An 18,565-nucleotide genomic window follows, 5' to 3' on the forward strand; every position below is an offset into this window, starting at 1 on the left:
ATCGTGCAGACGTTGCGCCTCACCCCCCGGCCCCCTCTCCGAAAAGGAAAGGGGGAGCCTGACGAAGGTTTCAGCTTGGTTTGGATTGCCCTTCCTACTGTATCGCGCTGGGCTTATTGCTTTGCCGAAAGCAAGGACTGGCCCAGCGTCTGCAGGGTCTGGCGGAGCACGGCCCGCATCTGCTCGGCGCGCTCCGGGGCGTAGTGCTGCTCGGCGTCGTCCATGTACACGTCTTTGGCCATTTCCAGCTGCAATGCGTGCTGCTGCTCGGCGGGGCGGCCGAAGTGGCGGGTGATGTAGCCGCCCTTGAACGGGTGATTGTGCTGCAGCGAATACCCGCCGCTGCCCAGCTGCTGCAGGGCCAGCCGGATCAGCTCCGGGGCGGCGGAGGTTTCGTCGGCCGAGCCCAGGATGAGGTCGGGGAAGGGGCCCTGGTGGATGGCGGGCACGCGGCGGCGGATGCTGTGGCAGTCCCAGAGGAGCACCCGGCCGAAGCGCTGCCGCGTGTCGTCGAGCAGCTGCTGGAGCTGGGCGTGGTAGGGCTCGAAGTACAGGGTGCGGCGGCGGGCTACTTCTTCCAGGGCCACTTCCGGGCGCTCATCCCGGTAAATCGGCTCGCCCAGAAAGGTGGTGGCGGTGCACAGGCCCGTGATGACGCGGCCGTCGGAGTAGAGCGGGGCGCTGTCGGGGTTGCGGTTCAAATCGATAACCCAGCGGCTGTAGCGGGCCCGCAGGATGGGCAGGCCCAGCGCGGTGGCGAAGTCGTAGAGCTGGTGCACAAACCAGTCGGTGTCGTCGGGCGGCAGCAGGGCGGGCTTCAGCTCGGCTTGGATATCGGCCGGAAACTCGGTGCCCGCGTGGGGCACGCTGATGACGATGGGCAGCTGCGGCGGCCCGGCGGGAAGGGTGAGGTCGAAAAGCTGCATGCCGGAAGCTAGGGCGGGCCGGAGGGCGGCCGTAAGGTGGGAGAGCCGGCAAGATAAGGCGGTTTTCCAGCGCCGCCTCCCCTGCATGTCCCAGTCCACGGCGCGGCCAAATCCCGCGCCGGGGCCGTACTTTCGGGTGGGCGCTGCGTATCAGGGCCCGGTTTCCCGCTTTTTCCGCTTATGCTGCGTTCTTCGCTTCGATTTGCCCTGCTGCTGGGCCTGACCGGGGCCGCCCCGGCGGTTTCGGCCCAGACTACCCCGCCGGCCGCGGCCCAAACCGCCCCGGCCAGCCGCCCCACCCGCCCCGGCGCCGACCAGCTGCCGCTGACCACCTACACCTACCGCAGCTTCGTCATCTACGATATCAGCGCCGGCCCCAAGCCCGTGCCGGCCCAGGGCGTGGGCGGCACCCTCACCCTGCACCCCGACGGCAGCTACGAAAAGCACCTGCAGCTGCGCAACAACCAGGGGCCCATGCAGTTCGACCAGCGCGGCCGCTTCACCCTCTCGGGCCCCGACAGCATCCGCTTTGAGTACACCAACGGGCAGGGCCAGCCCAAAACCGACCGGGGCCGCTACCGCCTCGACGCCAAAAAGCGCACCGTGGAGCTGACCATCAAGGGCTTTCCGGCCGGCAACCGCGGCGTGTACCAGCTGGCGCTGCCGCCCCGGTAAGCCGCCGTGCGCCCCATGCTACGTCGTTTGTCAGGAGCCGCGCTGCTACTGCTGCTCGCAACTGGTCTGCGGGCCCAGCAGCGCCCGGCCGCCGCGCCCGTGGGCCGGTGGCGCCTCGACTCGCCCGATACCGCCGCGGTAGTCAACGTGCGCATCTGGGAGCCGGCGCCGGGCATTTACTTGTTTGCCATCGAAGCCGCCGCCGACAGCAGCCGGGGCGGTTTCCGGGGTGCCCTGCACGCCCCGCTGGGCTGCAACCAGGGCTATACCAACATCGACCCGGTGAAGCAGTGCCAGGTGCACTTCTGCCTGGTGCGGCCCGATTTGCTGCAGCTGCGGCAGTCCGACGGCACCTGCGGCCTGCCCGGGGGCCTGTCGGTGAGTGGGCGCTACCGCCGCCCGGGCGCCGACTCCTTGCGCCGGGCGCTGCCCCCGCTGCTCCGCTTCGAGGTGCTGCCCTCGGCGGCGGTGCTGGCCCGCTTCAAGGCCCTGGTCGGGCCGGATTACGCGGCCTTCGAGCGGGCGTTTGAGCGCGTGTTCGTGGAAGATGCTTACGACAAGGGCATTAGCCGCGTCAGCTCGGGCTTCGTGCGCGGGCAGGAGCGGCGGCGGGCGGCCATTGTGGCCTACGGCCCCGGCGGGCAGCTGTGGGCGGCCGTGGTGGATGCCCGGAATCCGCAGCTGCTGCGCTACTACACCACCGTACCGGCCGCGGCCAGACGGCTGCCGGCCAGCCTCGAGCAGTGGACCAAAGACGTGCCCGGCCGCCGGGTGCAGTACCTGAGCAAACCGGCCCGCCAAGCGCCTTAGCCCTGATTTCCGTAATGAGTACCTCCCCCACCATCGTCATTACCGGCGTTTCGAGCGGCCTGGGCCGGGCCGCCGCCGAAGCCTTCGTGCGCCGCGGCTACCGCGTCTTCGGCAGCCTGCGCCGCCCCGAGGACGCCCAGGCGCTGCAGCAGGCGCTGGGGCCGCAGTTTCAGCCCCTGCTCTTCGACGTGACCGATGCCGAAGCCATTGCCACTGCCGCGGCCCAGGTGGCGGCGGCCTTGGACGGGGCGCCGCTGGCCGGGCTCATCAACAACGCCGGCGTGGCCTTCGGCGGGCCGCTGCTCTACCAGCCCATCGAGGTGGTGCGCCGGCACTTCGAGGTAAACGTGCTCGGGCTGGTGCAGGTCACGCAGGCCTTTCTGCCCCTGCTGGGCGCCCGGCCCGGCTTCCAGGGCCAGCCGGGGCGCGTCATCAATATCGGCTCGGTGAGCGGGCGGGTGGCGGCCCCGTTTGTGGGCGCCTACGTGGGCACCAAGCACGCGCTGGAAGGCCTGTCGGCTTCCTGGCGGCGGGAGCTGCGGCTGTTCGGCGTGCCGGTGGTGCTCATCGGGCTGGGCGTGACGCAGACGCCCATCTGGGACAAAGGCATTGATATCAGCGCCTACCACGACACGCCCTACTTCGAGCCGGCCCGGCGCTTCGTGCAGTTCGTAGACGCCAAGCGCCGCCAGGGCCTCAGCCCCGAGTACGTGGCCGCACGGCTGGTGCAGATTCTGGAAGCCCGGCGGCCCCGGCTGCGCTACACCATCGTGCCCAACCGCCTGCTCGACACCGTGCTGCCCGGCCTGCTGCCCGCCCGCTGGCTCGACTGGCTGCTGGCCCGCGGCGTGGGCCTGACCCGGCCGCGCCCGGGCGCCTAGCACCGCCGCGGGGCTGCCGGGCTGCCGCAGCCCGTCCTCCTCACAGCCGAAGCCGGACCGGGGGTTGCCCTTGGCCGCCGTTTCGGCTAACTTGCGGCCCCTTCGGCCCGCCGGCCCCTCGGCGGCCCGAACGTTAACTCACTAAATCACCATTTCACCATTTCACTGATAGATGGGACGCGCGTTTGAATTCCGCAAAGGCCGCAAAATGAAGCGCTGGGACCGGATGTCGAAAGACTTTACCCGGATCGGCCGCGAAATCGTCATTGCCGTGAAAGAGGGCGGCTCCAACCCGGATACCAACTCCCGCCTGCGCACGGCCATGCAGAACGCCAAGGGCGTGAACATGCCCAAGGACCGCGTGGAGGCCGCCATCAAGCGCGCTTCGTCGAAGGAAGAAGGCAACTACACCGAGGTGGTATACGAAGGCTACGCCCCGCACGGGGTGGCCATCGTGGTGGAAACGGCCACCGACAACCCCACCCGCACCGTGGCCAACGTGCGCATGTACTTCAACCGCGGCAACGGCGCCCTGGGCACCGCCGGCTCGTCGGACTTCACCTTCACCCGCAAGGGCGTGTTCAAGCTGGCCGCCGAGGGCCTCGACGCCGAGGAGCTGGAGCTAGAGCTGATTGACTTCGGCGCCGACGAGGTGTACGCCGACTCCGAGGAGGACGAGCACGGCCAGGAAAAGCACTACATCGTGGTGGAAACGCCCTTCACCGAGTTCGGGCAGATGCAAAAGGCGCTGGAGCAGAAGGGGCTGAACGTCATCAGCGCCCAGCTGCAGCGCATTCCGAACGCCACCGTGCACCTGGAAGGCGAGCAGCTGGACGAGGTGATGAACCTGATTGAGAAATTCGAGGAGGACGACGACGTGCAGGCGGTTTACCACACGCTCGGCTAATCACGGATTGTTGCGGATTTTTCGGATTGCACGGATTTCGTGGACGATTGGCGTCCGCTTGCACCGGGCTTCTTTGCTCCTGGGGCTACTGTGGCTGGCTGGTCCGGCCGCGGTAGCCCAGTTGCGTTTAATTCCGGCCGAATCCGCCCCGCAGCGCTACCTCGCGGCCGTGGCCGCCCGCTGCCACCTGCCCGGCCTGCAGCTGGCCCGCACCGATAGCGCGGGCCGCACCACCCTGCTGCAGCTGGGCCGTTTGGCCGCCGACGAACCCGCCCTGGTCGACGAGCACTCGGTGTTTCAGGTTGCCTCCCTGAGCAAGCCGGTGTTTGCCTACCTGGTGCTGCGCCTCGTCGACCGGGGCGTGCTGGACCTGGACGCGCCGCTGAGCCGCTACGGGCTGCCCCACCGCCACCCGCGCAACCAGCAGGTGGCCGCCCGCATTACGGCGCGCATGGTGCTGCGCCACACCAGCGGCCTGGCGCACTGGGCCGAGTTCGGGGGCTCGAAGATTACCCGCTGGAACCAGGGCGTGCTGCAGCTCAAGTACCCGCCCGACAGCCTCTGGCACTACTCCGGCGAGGCCTACGCCTACCTGCAGCAGGTGGTGGAGCACGTCACGGGCCGGGGCCTGCAGCAGCTGGCCGAGGCCGAGGTGTTCGGCCCGCTGGGCATGGTGGACAGCTCCTTCGGCTGGGACGAGCGGTTTGCCGGCCGCCTGTGCTCGGGCCACGACAGCACCGGCGCGCCCACGCTGCGGCGCAAGTTCCGGGAGCCCAGCGCCGCCTTCAGCCTCATCAGTACCGCCGCCGATTACAGCCGCTTCGTGCAGGCCCTGGCCCGGGGCACCGGCCTGCTGCCCGCCACCCACCAGCTGCTGCTCACCGCCAGCGGCCCGGCCGTGCGCTGCGGCCGGCGCGGCTCGGCGGCCGAGCAGCACATCAGCTGGGGCCTGGGCGTGGGGCTGCAGCAGGGCCGCCGCGGCCCCGCCCTCTGGCACTGGGGCGACAACGTGGACTTCCAGAACTTCTTCCTGGTCTTCCCCGACACGGGCGAAAGCCTGGTGCTGCTCAGCAACGGCGCCAACGGCCTGCGCGCCGCCCGGCAGCTGCTGCCCCTGCTGCTGGACCCCAACGAGCATTACTGGGCCCTGGACTGGCTGCAGGAGCAGTAGGCGCCGGGCTTCCTGAGCGGCAAAATGCCCGCCAAACCGCGCCGTCCGCGTCGTAGCGCGAACCGTAGGTCGACGTAGTCAAGTTGTACTTCGCGTACCCAGCACGTCTGTCGTTGAACAGCGGCACCGATATCGTTCTGCGACAATCGTCCGGAGTACGCGAAGCAGAGCTTGACTGCGTCGACCTGCGGTTCGCGCTACACGCTGACGCCACTTCCTTTTTCCAGTACCCCTTATCCAATGCGCCGAATCCTGACCGTCTTATTCCTGCTCCAAGTCCTACTCACCCAGGCCCAACAGCCCGAGCTAATGGCCCTGATGCAGCAGCACAAAGTGCCGGGTCTGCAAGTCACGTACAGCAAGGGCCGCAGCACCAAAACCTACGCCCTGGGCCTGCGCCAGGCCGGCACCGGGCAGGCCGTGGACGCCAATACCGTGTTTCAGGCCGCTTCGCTGAGCAAGGTGGTGCTGGCCTACGCCGCCCTGCGCCTGCTCGACCGGGGCCTGCTCGACCTGGACCGCCCGCTGCTGGCCTACGCCCCCAACCCCCGCCTTGCCGCCGAGCCCCGCGCCGCCCGCCTCACCGCCCGCATGGTGCTGACGCACACCACCGGCCTGCCCAACTGGGCCGCTTACCCGCTGGGGCCCGACTGGGCCACCTCCGAGCTGCGCCTGAAATACGCGCCCGACAGCTGCTGGAGCTACTCCGGCGAGGGGTTCGTGCTGCTGCAGCACACGCTGGAGCAGATTAGCGGGCAGTCGTGGCAGGCGCTAGCCCAGCAGGAGGTGCTTGGGCCGCTGGGCCTGACGCGCAGCAGCTACGTGTGGCAGCCCGCCTTTGCCGCCAACGCCAGCTTCGGGCACGACGCGGCCGGTCAGCCCACCGACGTCAAGCAGTTTGCGGCCCCCAACGCGGGCTTCAGCCTCGTCACCACCGCCGCCGACTACAGCCGCTTCGTGCAGGCCCTGCTGCGGGGCCGGGGCCTGCGGCCCGCCACGGCCCGGCTGCTGCGCACGCCCGCCAACGCCGCCAACCGCTGCGGCGTGCCGCCCAGCCCCGCCGACGCCCGCGTGGCCTGGGCCTGCGGGGTGGGGCTCGTCGAAACCAGCCGGGGGCCGGCCCTGTGGCACTGGGGCGACAACGGCGACGCCAAGGGCTTCTTCCTGGCATTTCCGGGGCGGCGGGAAAGCCTGGTGTTCCTGGCCAACGGCGCCGGCGGCCTGCAGCTCACCGACGAAGTGCTGCGGCTATTCTTCGGCCCGGGCGAGTACTGGACCACGCAATGGCTGGCCGCCGAGAAGTAGGCAGCGGGCGCCACTCCGGAATTTGGGCCGCTGCGCTTGCCCGCTTGAGTCACCGGCCGATAATGCGTAGGTTTAGCCGTTTCCGCTTGGCCCTCGTTCCTTATGCTCCCGCGCCTGCTCTCCCCGTCCTCGTTTCGGCCCCTGCACCGGGCCAGCCTGCTGCTGATTGGCCTGGTGGCGGCCTGCTCCTCGCCGCAGCCCCCCCGACTCGGCCGCTCCGGCCGCTGCTCCGCTCACCAGCTACTTCCCCGCCCCTGATACCGCGCAAGTGCTGACCGGGGGCGTGCAGGTCGTTCCCATCACGACGCCCAAGGGCAAGTTCAACGTCTGGACCAAGCGCTTCGGCCATAACCCGCGCATCAGGCTGCTGCTGCTCAACGGCGGGCCCGGCGCCACGCACGAGTACTTCGAGTGCATGGAAAGCTTCCTGCCGCGGGAGGGCATCGAATTTATCTACTACGGCCAGCTCGGCTGCGGCAACTCCGACAACCCCAAGGACACCAGCATGTGGAGCCTGCCGCGCTACGTGGAGGAAGTGGAGCAGGTACGCCAGGCGCTGAAGCTCGACAAGGACAACTTCTACCTGCTGGGCCACTCGTGGGGCAGCATTCTGGCGGCCGAGTACGCACTGAAGTACCAGCAGCACCTGAAAGGCCTCATCATCTCGAACATGATGATGAGCATCCCGGCCTACAACAAGTACGCCGCCGAGGTGCTGGCCCCGCAGATGAAGCCCGAAGTGCTGCGCGAAATCCGGCAGTTGGAGGCCCGCAAGGACTTCCAGAACCCGCGCTACATGGAGCTGCTGGAGCCCAACTTCTACGCCGAGCACCTGTGCCGCGTGCCCCTGCCCGAGCCGGCGGCCCGCTCCCTGGGCAAAACCAACCAGTCGCTGTACGTGACCATGCAGGGGCCCAGCGAGTTTGGCGCCTCGGGCAAGCTCGTGAACTGGGACCGGACGGCCGATTTGCCCAAGCTCGCGGTGCCCGTGCTCAGCATCGGCGGCAAGTACGACACGATGGCCCCCGAGCACATGCGCATGGTGGCCCGCCAGGTGCAGCACGGCTCGGCCCTGATTTGCCCGAACGGCTCCCACATGAGCTTCTACGACGACCAGCCGACCTACATGCGCGGCCTGACGAAGTGGATTCTGGCCGTAGACCGGGGCGAAACGAAAGTGGCGCTGTAGCGGCTGGCATCTATGGATCAACTCCCTGAGCCTTATGCGGCCCGGGCCGCACTGCAACGATTCTACCAGAGCAAACAGGAGGCGTTTAGCTGGGTAAAAGACCGGCACGAGGGGTCGGAAATGGCGGGGCCGTTGTTGATGTCGCCCAGCAACGATTATTTCTGGCAACCCGCGCCGCTGCTCATCATCGGGCAGGAAACCAACGGCTGGGAGTATGTGCTGGATGTAGCGGCGCAGATGCAGCACTACGAGGTCTTTGGCGTGGGACGAACCTACCGTTCTTCCCCGTTCTGGAACATTACCCGCAAAGCGGAAAAAGCACTGGGCAACGCCGCCTATTCCTGCGCCTGGACCAACCTGAGCAAATTCGATTTCAAGTCCGGGCGCTCCTACGGCCAATATGCAAAAGCCGTATCAACCCTGGACGGAATGCTCGTCGAGGAAATCAGCATCCTGCGCCCGGCCGTGTGCTTGTTCTTCACCGGGCCGGCATTCGACCAGCGGCTGCGACGCACCTTTCCGGGCGTTGCCTACGCACCCATTCCCGGCTGGTCGACGCGTCAGTTGTGCGAACTGGTGCACCCGCAGCTGCCCGCGTACGCATTTCGCACCTACCACCCCAATTTTCTCCGTCGGCGGGGACTGGAGAGGAGATTCATCGACTTCCTCACCTCGCTGCCGCGGGCCCAAGCGGGCGGCTAGCCACCCTGCCATTTTCCAGCGGCGTACCTTTGGGCCTGCATCCGCACCCGGCACTGCAATCATTTTTTGCCCCTTATCCCGCTCCCCCATGCCTACCCGCCTCAACAAGTACATCAGCGAAAGCGGCCTTTGCTCCCGCCGCGAAGCCGACCGGTTTATCGAGCAGGGCGTGGTGTTCGTGAACGGCAAGCGCGCCGAAGTGGGCACCCAGGTGGAACCCACCGATAAGGTGGTCGTCAACGGCAACCGTATCGAGCCGCGGGCGGCCGAGGACGCCATCTACATTGCCTTCAACAAGCCCCCGGGCATCACCACCACCACCGAGCGGGGCGTGAAGGACAACATCATCCGCTACATCAAGCACTCGGAGCGCATCTTCCCCATCGGCCGCCTCGATAAGGAGTCGCAGGGGCTCATTCTGCTGACTTCCAACGGCGACATCGTCAACAAGATCCTGCGGGCCGGCAACGAGCACGAGAAGGAGTACATCGTGATGGTAGACAAGCCCCTCACCGACGCCGTGCTGGAAAGCATGCGCCAGGGCGTGCCCATGCTGGGCACCATCACCAAGCCCTGCCCGGTGCAGCGCGAAACCGACTACATCTTCCGCATCACGCTGGTGCAGGGCCTGAACCGGCAGATTCGCCGCATGTGCGAGTTTTTCGGCTACGAGGTGGTGCAGCTGGAGCGCATCCGCATCATGCACATCACCCTGAAAGGCCTGGGCGTGGGCGACTGGCGCGAGCTGACCGACAAGGAGCTGGCCGTGCTGTTTGAGAAGATCGAGCACTCCAAGGGCACCAGCAGCAAGCGCCGCGCCCGGGGCGAAAAGACGCCCCAGCAGATAGCCAGCGAGGAGTGGCTCAGCGAGGCCCCGCGCCCCAAAGAAGCCAAGCCCCGGCCCAAAACCTACGGCGCCGAGGCTCAGGCCAAGGGCCGGCACCGGCCGGGCACGGGCAAGCCGAAGGCGGCCGGGCCGGGCGGCACAGGTAAAGCGGCCGGCAAACCTCCGCGTAGCACTAACGGAAAGCCGGCCGGACGTACCGGGCGCGGCAGCACTGGCAGCCGCACTCGTTGATCAACTACTTATCAACCACATATCAGATGAGCACCTGGATTAAAATCGTTCTTGGTTTAGCAGTGACAATCATTGTCGTCGGCTTCATAATGATTGCTCCGGGGCTGGCATTTCTTTGGGCCTTAACCAGCGACGCTGGAGCTTCCAGCAAGGCGGAACTGATTCAAAACTACCGCACCCACGAGACACAGCTACAGCAGGTCAAAACCTATTTCAATAGCGTTGTACCGAGCTCCTTCCAAGTGTATATCGAGTACCGGGAGGAGGAGGAAATTGACTTGTGGGTGTACAAGAAAACAGGTCCGGGCGAGCATGACCGGACTGTGGTTTTTCAGCAGTGGGCCATCGATCCGTATGATTACGAACGTCCGGCCACCAAGAGCTTCAACCCAGCCGACGCACCGCTGGAAACCCTCGATCTGGCAGAAGTCAAGCAGCAGCTTGGCTGGACCGACGCGACGTTCCGGGAAATCCAGCAGCAGCTTGACGCCGCCAACTGTATTTCGGTTAAAAGCGGTGAGCCCACCCAGATTGGCTTTGCCCGCAGCGACATGGGCAAGTACAGTTACAACCTGTTCAGCCAGCCGCCTTCGGATAGCCTGATGCAAAACCGCTGGAGCAACAACTGTAGCCTGGAACCGCTAAACCGGACGGTGGTGCTGGAATACGGTGGTGGGGCCATCGGCCCCCAGTGCTTTCCGGACCCCAAGTAGCCGCATGCTTTTCAGAGTAGATCGGGCTGGGGTATGGTTCTGACTTTGTGCGGAGTACAACCAACCTGATATGCACCAGCCAGGTGCTTCATCTGCCAAATCCCGCCGACCGCCTACCTTCGGCCCGCCAAAGTCGCCTGCTACGACTGCGGCGGGCCGTTTTCGTCGCCGCAAACGGCTCCGGATTTCCCACAACCACTCCCCACCGTCTCCCATGCTCCGCACCGACTGGACGCTCGACGAAGTACACGCCATCTATCATCAACCCGTGCTGGAACTGGTAGCCCAGGCCGCCGAGGTGCACCGCCAGCACCAGGCCACCGGCGAAGTGCAGGTGTGCACCCTGCTGTCGGTGAAGACCGGCGGCTGCCCCGAGGACTGCGCCTACTGCCCCCAGGCCGCCCGCTACCACACCGGCGTGCAGGCCCACAAGCTGCTGCCCGACGCCGAGGTGCTGGCCGCCGCCCAGCGCGCCAAGGAGGCCGGCTCCACCCGCTTCTGCATGGGCGCCGCCTGGCGCGAGGTGCGCGACAACCGCGACTTCGACCGCGTGCTCAACATGGTGACGCAGGTAAACGACCTGGGCCTGGAGGTGTGCGCCACCCTGGGCATGGTGAACGAGTACCAGGCCGAGCGCCTCAAGGAAGCCGGCCTCTACGCCTACAACCACAACCTCGACACCAGCGAGGAAAACTACTCCAACATCATCACCACCCGCACCTACAACGACCGGCTCGATACGCTGGAAAACGTGCGCAAGGCGGGTTTGTCGGTGTGCTCGGGCGGCATCATCGGGCTGGGCGAGACGGACGAGGACCGCGTGAAGATGCTGCACACGCTGGCCACGCTGCCGGCCCACCCCGAGTCGGTGCCGGTGAATGCGCTGGTGCCGGTGCAGGGCACCCCGCTGGCCGAGCAGCCCCGCGTGAGCGTGTGGGAAATGCTGCGCATGATTGCCACGGCCCGCATTCTGATGCCCGGCACGATGGTGCGCCTCTCGGCCGGCCGCCAGGAAATGCCCGTCACGGAGCAGGCCCTCTGCTTCCTGGCCGGCGCCAACTCCATCTTCTCGGGCGAAAAGCTGCTGACCACCCCCAACCCCGACTTCGACGCCGACCAGCAGATGTTTGCCCTGCTCGGCCTGAAGCCGCGCCAGTCGTTTAAAAACCACGTGCCCGAGGGTGCCACGGTGCTGGCAGCGCTGTAATTATAGGGTATGAGGGTAAGGGTGTGTGAGGGCAGGAGTTTGAGGGAGAGAGAGGGTTTTAGGGCATGAGGCCAAACACGCCCGGCCCTTTTCACTCGAACTCCTACCCGCCCGAACGCGTACCCCGCCAACTCCTGCCCTCATACCCTCCTACCCTCATACCCTGAAACTAGATGACCATTTCCTTCGACCTCAACCTCGACCATACCTACGCCGAAGAGCTGCGCCGCCAGCACCCCGATGCCCTCCAGGCCCAGGAGCTGATTACCGAGCTGGAAGACAAAATCGGGGCGGCGGTGAACCTGGTGCACGAGCGGCACGGCGTGCTGCCCGCCGTCGGCGACCGGGTGGAAGTGGACTCCGATTGGGTGGTCATTACGGCCCGTACCTTCGGGCAGGACGGCTCGGTGTGGCTGTCGGCCGGACAGTTTGCGCTGTGAGCCGGGGCGCCTGCCTGCGTCGTGCTGCGGCTGCGGGGCTGCTGACCGCGGCCGCTGGGCTTGGCCTGACCGCGCGGGCGCAGACCACGGCCGGCCCCATGCCCGGCCTGCAGCTGCTCGACTCGGCCTACGCGGTACAGGGCATCCGGCTGGGCGCGGCCGAGGGTAGCGTGCCCTGGCTGCGGCCCACTACCAACGGTATCGGCAAACGCTGGCGCACCACGCATCTGTACACCGCCCAGGCCGACACGCTCACGCTGGCCCGGCAGCGGGTGCGCGACGTGACGTTTTGGTTTCGGGGTGGGCGCTACATCGGGGCCGTCTACATGCTGGCCAAGGAGCAGAAAAGCCGTGCCGTGCGCGAGCAGCTGACGCGCCGCTACGGCGCCCCGCGTACCGGGCAGGAGCCTAATACCTGGTACTGGCTGGGCCGGAGTACCTACATCCTGTACGAAGACGCTAGTTCCGGTCCGGGCACCATCGTCCACGTGGCCAGCCTCGATATGCTCAACGAGCAGGTCTTCGAAACCACCGTGCGCCGCGAGGCCCGCGCCGCGCTGGGCTGGCAGCCCGACTCCCTAGGAATGCCGCGCCAGTTCGACTCTCCCGCGGATAAGAAAAAGTAATGCCCGCTTCTCCCCTGCTCGACCGCCTGAGTCGGCAGCTGCAGCAGCGCGAGCAGGCCGGCACCCGCCGCCGGCTGCCCGCGCCGCCGGCCGCCCCGCTGGTCGATTTTGCCTCCAACGACTACCTCGGCCTGAGCCGGCACCCGGCCCTGCGCGCCGCCGTGCAGCGGGCCGCCGCCCAAGCGGCCACGCTGGGCAGCACCGGCGCCCGCCTGCTCACCGGCAACTCGGCCGCCGCCGAGGCCCTGGAAGCCCAGTTGGCCGCTTTCCACGCGGCCGAAGCGGCCCTGCTCTTTACCTCGGGCTACGCCGCCAACCACGGCCTGCTCAGCGCCCTGCCCCAGCGCGGCGACGTAATTCTCTACGACGAAGCCTCCCACGCCTCGGTGAAGGAAGGCCTGCGCGGCTCCTTCGCCACGGCCTACAGCTTCCGCCACAACGACGCCGGGCACCTGCGCCAGCGGCTCGGGCGGCTGGCCTTGCCCGAAGGCGCGGCCGTATTCGTGGCCGTGGAAGCGGTGTATTCCATGAGCGGCGACGCGGCCCCACTGCCGGAACTGGCCGACGTGTGCCGGGAATCGGGCGCGCAGCTCATCGTGGACGAGGCGCACAGCCTGGGCGTGTACGGCCCCGGCGGGGCCGGGCTGGTGGCCGAGCTGGGCCTCGAAGCCGCGGTGCTGGCGCGGGTTGTCACCTTCGGCAAGGCGCTGGGCAGCCAGGGCGCGGCCGTCATCGGGCCGCAGCTGCTGCGCGACTACCTGCTGAACTTCAGCCGGCCCTTTATCTACACCACCGCCGCCCCCGATTACGCCCTGGCCGCCCTGCGCGCCGGCTACGAGGTGCTACCAACTCTCGACGCCGAGCGGCAGCGGCTGCAGCAGCTTTCGGCCTACCTGCACCGGCAGCTGGCCGAAGTGCCCGGCGCCCGGGTGCCGGCTGGTAGCCGCGTTATCGTGCCGGTGCAGCTGCCGGGCTACGCCGCGGCCCAGGTCCGGGCCGCGGCGGCCGCCGTGCAGCGGGCCGGCTTCGACGTGCGCGCCATCGTGCCGCCCACGGTGCCGGCGGGCCAGCAGTGCCTGCGCGTTATCGTGCACAGCTTCAACACCGAATCCGAAATCCATGACCTCGTTTCCGCCCTCCGTACGGCGCTGGCCTGAGCAGCCCGAGCGCCTGTTCGTTACCGGCATCGGCACCGACGTGGGCAAGACCGTGGCCGCCGCCATCCTCACCCAGGCCCTCGGCGCCGACTACTGGAAGCCCGTGCAGGCCGGCGGCCTGGAGCACACCGACCTCGACGAAGTGCGCCGCCTCGTGACGCACCCCGGCAGCTCGTTTCACCCCGAGCGGCACCGCCTGCAGCTGGCGGCCTCCCCGCACCGCGCCGCCGCCGCCGAGCAGGTGCAGATTCAGCCCGCCGACTTCCGCCTGCCCGATACGCCCAATCATCTGGTGGTAGAAGGCGCGGGCGGCCTGCTGGTGCCCCTGGCCCCGGGCTTCCTGGTGGCCGATCTGGTGCAGCAGCTGGGCCTGGCAGTGGTGGTGGTGAGCCGGCACTACCTGGGCTCTATCAACCACACCCTTCTTACGCTGGAAGTGCTGCGGCAGCGCGGCATCGCGCTGCGCGGCCTGGTATTCAACGGCCCGCCCGACGAGCCGACGGAAGCCGCTATTCTGCAGCACACGCCCGCCCCCTTGCTGCTGCGCCTGCGGCCCGAGGCGGAGCTGACGCCGCCGGTGGTGGCAGCTTACGCCCGGCAGGTGCAGCTGTAGCGCTGCGTAGCCGCCGCCGGCTCGGTGAAACCGCCCCAATGGGCCACGTCTACGGAGGCAGCGGTAGCCCAATCGTCATATTTCCCAAACGGCGCGGCCCCGCATTGGCGGCTGCGCCGCCAGCGCCGACTACCACCGAAGGTCAACGAAGTCGCAGTCAGCGCTACACGCCGAACCATCTATGCCCAACCTGGCCGAACGCGACGCCGCCGTGCTCTGGCACCCCTACACCCAGATGCAGACCGCCCCGCTGCCCATTGCCGTGGTGGGCGGCGAAGGCGCCTGGCTGATTGCCGACGACGGCCGCCGCTACCTCGACGCCGTGGCCTCGTGGTGGGTCAACCTGCACGGACACGCCCACCCCGTCATTGCCCGCCGCGTGGGCGAGCAGCTGCAGCAGCTGGCCCACGTGATGTTTGCCGGCTTCACCCACGCCCCGGCCGTGGAGCTGGCCGAAGGGCTGCTCGGGGTGCTGCCCCCGAATCAGCGCCGCGTGTTCTACTCCGACAACGGCGCCACAGCCATCGAGGTGGCCCTGAAAATGGCCGTGCAGTACTTCTACCACCGGGGTCAGCCCGAGCGGCGCACCCTGGTAGCCTTCCGCGACTCCTACCACGGCGACACGTTCGGGGCCATGGCGGTCAGCGCCCGTTCGGCCTTCACCGCGCCCTTCGCCGAGCTGCTCTTCGACGTGCAGTACATCGACGTGCCGGTGCCCGGCCGCGAAGCCGCCGCCCTGGCCCAGCTCGACGCCATTTTGCAGCAGCACGCCGTGGCGGCCTTCATCTTCGAGCCGCTGGTGCTGGGCACGGCCGGCATGGTCATGTACGAGCCCGCAGCCCTCGACGCGCTCATCCGCCGCTGCCACGCCGCGGGCGCCCTCTGCATTGCCGACGAGGTGATGACCGGCTTCGGGCGCACCGGCCGCCTGTTTGCCGCCGATTTTCTCACCGAGCAGCCCGACTTGTTCTGCCTCTCGAAGGGGCTGACCGGCGGCACCATGGCCCTGGGCGCCACCACCTGCACGGCCGCCATTTACGAAGCCTTCCTCAGCGAAGACCGGGCCCGCACCTTCTTCCACGGCCATTCCTACACCGCCAACCCCGTGGCCTGCGCCGCCGGCCTGGCCAGCCTGGAGCTGCTGCTCACCCCTGAGTCGGCCGCCGACCGGGCGCGCATCGAGGCCCGCCACGCCGCCTTTGCCGGGGAGCTGCGCGGGCAGCCCGGCATCCGGGCCGTGCGGCAGCGGGGCACCATCCTGGCCGTGGAGTTTGGCGCGGCCGATACGTCCTCGTACTTCAGCCGCCTGCGCGACGAGTTTTACGCCCTGGGCCTGGCGCGCGGCGTGGTGCTGCGCCCCCTGGGCAACATCGTGTACGTGCTGCCGCCCTACTGCATGCAGGACGACGAGCTGGCCCTGGTGTACGAGGTGCTGCGCGCCATGCGGGCGCTGGTGCTGCGCCCCGCCGACGCGCCCGCCGCCACTCACCTGCCCGAATTTCCGCTCAATGACTAACGCTGCCCTGCCGACCGTCGTTATCCGCGGCTGGGGCAGCGCCTCGGCCCTGGGGCTAGGCTTCGGGGCCGCGCCGGCCGCATCCCCCTTCCGCCCCGACGCCCACGGCGCGGGGCTGCCCGTAGCCGCCCTGCCCGCCGCGGCCGAAGCGGCCCTGGACGCGCTGCGCCGCAGCCGCCCCGCCTACCGCACCCTCGACCGCAGCGTGCTGCTGGCCTTGCTGACGGCCCGCCGGGCCACGGCCGCCGCGGGTTGGTCGTCCCCCGGTACCACTGAGCACGCCGCCCCGGCGGCGCTGGCCCTGAGCATCGGCTCCTCGCGCGGGGCCACCGAGCGGCTCGAAGCCTTCCACGCCGAGTACCTGCGCACCGGTGCCGCCGCCCCCGCCGCCTCGCCCCTGACCACCCTGGGCAACGTGGCCAGCTGGGTGGCCGATGACTTGGGCCGAGCGCGGGCGGCTATCAGCCACAGCAGCACCTGCAGCACCGCCCTGCAAGCCCTGGGCAACGCCCTGGCCTGGCTGCGCGCCGGCCTGGCCGGGCGCTTTCTGGCCGGCGGCACCGAGGCCCCGCTCACGCCCTTCACGCTGGCCCAGATGCGGGCCGTGGGCATTTATTCCGAGCTGCCGGCGGCCGACTGGCCCTGCCGGCCCGGGGCGGGCGGCCCCTCCACCTTCGTGCTGGGCGAAGGCGCGGCCGTATTTGCCCTCGAAGCCGTGCCGGCCGGGCAAGTGCAATCCGGGGACCTGGTGCTGGAAAGCGTGGGCTTCGGCTTCGAGGCCACCGGCACCAAAACCGGCCTCACGCCCGACGGGCAGCACTTTCAGCAGGCCATGCGGCAGGCGCTGCAGCTGGCCGGCCTGGGCCCCGCCGATATCGACCTGGCCGTGCTGCACAGCCCCGGCACCCGCGCCGGCGATGCGGCCGAGCGGGCGGCCCTGGCAGCGGTGTTCGGGGCCGAGCTACCGGCCTGCGCGTCGAATAAGTGGCTGCTGGGCCACACGCTGGGGGCCTCGGGGGCCCTGAGCCTGGCCTGGGCCCTGGCGCTGCTGCGCGGGGCGCCGCTGCCGCCGCTGCCCTTCGCCAGCTGGCTCCACCAGCACCCGCTACGCCGCCCGCTGCGCCGGGTGCTGGTCAACGCGGCCGGTTTCGGGGGCAACGCGGCCTGTGCCGTGGTGCGGCGGGTGGACTAACGCTACGCACCCGGCCGGGCAAAATGCCGTATGTTCGCCGTGCCGCGCTTTTCCCACTTGCTGCCTTCATGAAACCATTCGCGCTTCTCACCGCCGTTCTTGCTCTGCCCCTGGCCGCCGCGGCCCAAACCCTACCCCCACCGCCCGCCGACGCGGAAATTCAGAAGATGGTGGGCGAAATTTCCAGCCAGCGGCTCAAGGATGACATCTACAAAATGGTGTCGTTCGGCACCCGCCACACGCTTTCCGACACCAAAGACAAGAAGCGCGGCATCGGGGCGGCCCGGCGCTGGGTGGAGGACGAGTTTCGCCGGTACGCCAAGGCCAGCGGCGGGCGGCTGCAGGTGGTGCAGGACACCTTCACGGTGAAGCCCGACGGCCGCCGCGTCGACGTGAAAACCGTTATGGCCAACGTCATGGCCACGCTGCCCGGCACCGACCCGGCCGACAACCGCGTGTTCATCGTCAGCGGCCACCTCGACTCGCGGGTGACGGACGTGATGAACCGCACGGCCGACGCGCCCGGCGCCAACGACGACGGCTCGGGCGTGGCTATCGTCATGGAGCTGGCCCGGGTGATGTCGACGCGCCGGTTTCCCTGCACCATCGTGTTCGTGGCCGTGCAGGGCGAAGAGCAGAGCCTCATTGGCTCGGGCTACCTGGCGCGCAAGGCCAAGCAGCTGAACTGGAACGTGGTGGGCATGCTCAACAACGACATCGTGGGCAACTCCACCGGCCACGACCCCGAAATCAAGGACGCGGGCCGGGTGCGGGTGTTCAGCGAAGGCGTGCCGGCCGGCGAGACGCCCGAGCAGGCCCAGCTGCGCCGGCAGCTCTCGTCGGAAAACGACTCGCCCTCCCGCCAGCTGGCCCGCTACGCCAAGCAGGCCGGCGAGCAGTACGTGGCCGGCCACAAAGTGGAGCTGGAATACCGCCCCGACCGGTTTCTGCGCGGCGGCGACCATACGCCCTTCAACCAGCAGGGCTACGCGGCGGTGCGCTTCTCGGAGATGAACGAGGACTTCACCCACCAGCACCAGGATTTGCGCACCGAAAACGGCCGGCAGTACGGCGACTTGCCCGAATTTGTGGACTACGAGTACCTGCGCAAGAACACCGGCGTGAACCTGGCCACCCTGGCCGGCCTAGCCCTGGCCCCGGCCGCCCCGCAAAACGTGGGCGTGCTCACCGCCGTCCTCACCAACCGCACCCAGCTGAAGTGGGAAGCCCCCGCCACCGGCCGCCAGCCCGCCGGCTACGTGGTGCTCATGCGCGAAACGTCCTCCCCGGTGTGGCAGCAGCGCTTCCCGGCCCAGGGCCTCACTGCCGACTTACCCCACAGCAAAGACAACTACATCTTCGGCGTGGCCGCCGTGGATGCCCAGGGCCACGAGAGCCTGCCGGTGATTCCCAAGCCGGTGCGGTAGTGCTTTAGCCAGGATTTCAGAACGTCATTC

Annotated in this window: 19 protein-coding genes; 18 read left to right on the forward strand and 1 reads right to left on the reverse strand. The window is 68.4% G+C overall.

Features of this window, described 5'->3' with window-relative positions; all coding sequences use genetic code 11:
• Positions 1 to 113: 113 nt before the first annotated feature.
• On the reverse strand, positions 114 to 926 hold the full coding sequence (locus EJV47_RS14975) for an N-formylglutamate amidohydrolase (RefSeq protein WP_126693971.1): 813 nt from the start codon (positions 924 to 926) through the stop codon (positions 114 to 116).
• Positions 927 to 1,106: 180 nt separating this feature from the next.
• On the opposite strand from EJV47_RS14975, the gene EJV47_RS14980 reads away from it, so the two are divergent.
• The 18 genes from EJV47_RS14980 to EJV47_RS15065 all read left to right on the forward strand — a co-directional run bounded on the left by EJV47_RS14980 (position 1,107) and on the right by EJV47_RS15065 (position 18,535).
• Positions 1,107 to 1,601: a hypothetical protein gene (locus tag EJV47_RS14980; protein WP_126693972.1), complete on the forward strand. Its 495-nt coding sequence runs from the start codon at positions 1,107 to 1,109 to the stop codon at positions 1,599 to 1,601.
• Between the two features lie 15 nt (positions 1,602 to 1,616).
• Positions 1,617 to 2,411, forward strand: a complete 795-nt coding sequence (locus EJV47_RS14985; RefSeq protein WP_126693973.1) for a hypothetical protein — start codon at positions 1,617 to 1,619, stop codon at positions 2,409 to 2,411.
• Between the two features lie 14 nt (positions 2,412 to 2,425).
• The gene (locus EJV47_RS14990; RefSeq protein WP_126693974.1) at positions 2,426 to 3,292 is read left to right on the forward strand and encodes an SDR family NAD(P)-dependent oxidoreductase; all 867 of its coding nucleotides are present in this window, start codon (positions 2,426 to 2,428) and stop codon (positions 3,290 to 3,292) included.
• Between the two features lie 172 nt (positions 3,293 to 3,464).
• A complete protein-coding gene (locus EJV47_RS14995) occupies positions 3,465 to 4,199 on the forward strand; it encodes a YebC/PmpR family DNA-binding transcriptional regulator (RefSeq protein ID WP_126693975.1) in 735 nt (244 codons plus the stop codon).
• A gap of 73 nt (positions 4,200 to 4,272) precedes the next feature.
• Positions 4,273 to 5,370 (forward strand): serine hydrolase domain-containing protein, encoded by a 1,098-nt coding sequence (locus tag EJV47_RS15000; RefSeq protein ID WP_165903774.1) that lies wholly within the window; start codon positions 4,273 to 4,275, stop codon positions 5,368 to 5,370.
• 240 nt (positions 5,371 to 5,610) lie between these two features.
• Complete coding sequence (locus EJV47_RS15005; protein ID WP_126693977.1) at positions 5,611 to 6,675, forward strand: serine hydrolase domain-containing protein; 1,065 nt, start codon at positions 5,611 to 5,613, stop codon at positions 6,673 to 6,675.
• A gap of 166 nt (positions 6,676 to 6,841) precedes the next feature.
• Positions 6,842 to 7,864, forward strand: coding sequence for a proline iminopeptidase-family hydrolase (locus EJV47_RS15010; RefSeq protein ID WP_126693978.1), 1,023 nt, complete (start codon positions 6,842 to 6,844; stop codon positions 7,862 to 7,864).
• Positions 7,865 to 7,876: 12 nt separating this feature from the next.
• Positions 7,877 to 8,566, forward strand: a complete 690-nt coding sequence (locus EJV47_RS15015; protein WP_126693979.1) for a hypothetical protein — start codon at positions 7,877 to 7,879, stop codon at positions 8,564 to 8,566.
• Positions 8,567 to 8,654: 88 nt separating this feature from the next.
• The gene (gene rluF, locus EJV47_RS15020) at positions 8,655 to 9,644 is read left to right on the forward strand and encodes a 23S rRNA pseudouridine(2604) synthase RluF (RefSeq protein WP_207895905.1); all 990 of its coding nucleotides are present in this window, start codon (positions 8,655 to 8,657) and stop codon (positions 9,642 to 9,644) included.
• A gap of 26 nt (positions 9,645 to 9,670) precedes the next feature.
• Positions 9,671 to 10,357, forward strand: coding sequence for a hypothetical protein (locus EJV47_RS15025; protein WP_126693980.1), 687 nt, complete (start codon positions 9,671 to 9,673; stop codon positions 10,355 to 10,357).
• A 214-nt stretch (positions 10,358 to 10,571) separates the two neighbouring features.
• Positions 10,572 to 11,564 carry a biotin synthase BioB gene (bioB, locus tag EJV47_RS15030; protein ID WP_126693981.1) on the forward strand — a complete coding sequence of 331 codons (993 nt, stop codon included), beginning with the start codon at positions 10,572 to 10,574 and terminating at the stop codon, positions 11,562 to 11,564.
• 173 nt (positions 11,565 to 11,737) lie between these two features.
• Positions 11,738 to 12,004 carry a hypothetical protein gene (locus EJV47_RS15035; RefSeq protein WP_126693982.1) on the forward strand — a complete coding sequence of 89 codons (267 nt, stop codon included), beginning with the start codon at positions 11,738 to 11,740 and terminating at the stop codon, positions 12,002 to 12,004.
• Between the two features lie 98 nt (positions 12,005 to 12,102).
• Entirely contained in the window at positions 12,103 to 12,630 is a 528-nt protein-coding gene (locus EJV47_RS15040) for a hypothetical protein (RefSeq protein ID WP_126693983.1), read from the forward strand.
• Positions 12,630 to 13,787 carry an aminotransferase class I/II-fold pyridoxal phosphate-dependent enzyme gene (locus EJV47_RS15045; RefSeq protein WP_126693984.1) on the forward strand — a complete coding sequence of 386 codons (1,158 nt, stop codon included), beginning with the start codon at positions 12,630 to 12,632 and terminating at the stop codon, positions 13,785 to 13,787. Before EJV47_RS15040 ends, EJV47_RS15045 begins: the two co-directional genes overlap by 1 nt.
• Positions 13,750 to 14,400: a dethiobiotin synthase gene (bioD, locus tag EJV47_RS15050; RefSeq protein WP_126693985.1), complete on the forward strand. Its 651-nt coding sequence runs from the start codon at positions 13,750 to 13,752 to the stop codon at positions 14,398 to 14,400. Before EJV47_RS15045 ends, bioD begins: the two co-directional genes overlap by 38 nt.
• 181 nt (positions 14,401 to 14,581) lie before the next feature.
• Complete coding sequence (gene bioA / locus EJV47_RS15055; protein WP_126693986.1) at positions 14,582 to 15,916, forward strand: adenosylmethionine--8-amino-7-oxononanoate transaminase; 1,335 nt, start codon at positions 14,582 to 14,584, stop codon at positions 15,914 to 15,916.
• Entirely contained in the window at positions 15,909 to 17,108 is a 1,200-nt protein-coding gene (locus EJV47_RS15060) for a beta-ketoacyl synthase N-terminal-like domain-containing protein (RefSeq protein ID WP_126693987.1), read from the forward strand. The genes bioA and EJV47_RS15060 overlap by 8 nt, the downstream gene beginning before the upstream one ends.
• A gap of 68 nt (positions 17,109 to 17,176) precedes the next feature.
• On the forward strand, positions 17,177 to 18,535 hold the full coding sequence (locus EJV47_RS15065; protein ID WP_126693988.1) for a M28 family metallopeptidase: 1,359 nt from the start codon (positions 17,177 to 17,179) through the stop codon (positions 18,533 to 18,535).
• Positions 18,536 to 18,565: the final 30 nt, after the last annotated feature.

This window comes from Hymenobacter gummosus (assembly GCF_003970915.1).
GTDB lineage: Bacteria > Bacteroidota > Bacteroidia > Cytophagales > Hymenobacteraceae > Solirubrum > Solirubrum gummosum.

Coding starts and splice junctions, on each gene's coding strand:
- bioB (WP_126693981.1), top strand. CDS start 10,572: ATGCTCCGCACCGACTGGACGCTCGACGAAGTACACGCCATCTATCAT.
- EJV47_RS15065 (WP_126693988.1), top strand. CDS start 17,177: ATGAAACCATTCGCGCTTCTCACCGCCGTTCTTGCTCTGCCCCTGGCC.
- rluF (WP_207895905.1), top strand. CDS start 8,655: ATGCCTACCCGCCTCAACAAGTACATCAGCGAAAGCGGCCTTTGCTCC.
- EJV47_RS15060 (WP_126693987.1), top strand. CDS start 15,909: ATGACTAACGCTGCCCTGCCGACCGTCGTTATCCGCGGCTGGGGCAGC.
- EJV47_RS15025 (WP_126693980.1), top strand. CDS start 9,671: ATGAGCACCTGGATTAAAATCGTTCTTGGTTTAGCAGTGACAATCATT.
- EJV47_RS14990 (WP_126693974.1), top strand. CDS start 2,426: ATGAGTACCTCCCCCACCATCGTCATTACCGGCGTTTCGAGCGGCCTG.
- bioA (WP_126693986.1), top strand. CDS start 14,582: ATGCCCAACCTGGCCGAACGCGACGCCGCCGTGCTCTGGCACCCCTAC.
- EJV47_RS15035 (WP_126693982.1), top strand. CDS start 11,738: ATGACCATTTCCTTCGACCTCAACCTCGACCATACCTACGCCGAAGAG.
- EJV47_RS15045 (WP_126693984.1), top strand. CDS start 12,630: ATGCCCGCTTCTCCCCTGCTCGACCGCCTGAGTCGGCAGCTGCAGCAG.
- EJV47_RS15040 (WP_126693983.1), top strand. CDS start 12,103: ATGCCCGGCCTGCAGCTGCTCGACTCGGCCTACGCGGTACAGGGCATC.
- EJV47_RS14975 (WP_126693971.1), bottom strand. CDS start 926: ATGCAGCTTTTCGACCTCACCCTTCCCGCCGGGCCGCCGCAGCTGCCC.
- EJV47_RS14995 (WP_126693975.1), top strand. CDS start 3,465: ATGGGACGCGCGTTTGAATTCCGCAAAGGCCGCAAAATGAAGCGCTGG.
- EJV47_RS15005 (WP_126693977.1), top strand. CDS start 5,611: ATGCGCCGAATCCTGACCGTCTTATTCCTGCTCCAAGTCCTACTCACC.
- EJV47_RS15015 (WP_126693979.1), top strand. CDS start 7,877: ATGGATCAACTCCCTGAGCCTTATGCGGCCCGGGCCGCACTGCAACGA.
- EJV47_RS14985 (WP_126693973.1), top strand. CDS start 1,617: ATGCTACGTCGTTTGTCAGGAGCCGCGCTGCTACTGCTGCTCGCAACT.
- EJV47_RS14980 (WP_126693972.1), top strand. CDS start 1,107: ATGCTGCGTTCTTCGCTTCGATTTGCCCTGCTGCTGGGCCTGACCGGG.
- bioD (WP_126693985.1), top strand. CDS start 13,750: ATGACCTCGTTTCCGCCCTCCGTACGGCGCTGGCCTGAGCAGCCCGAG.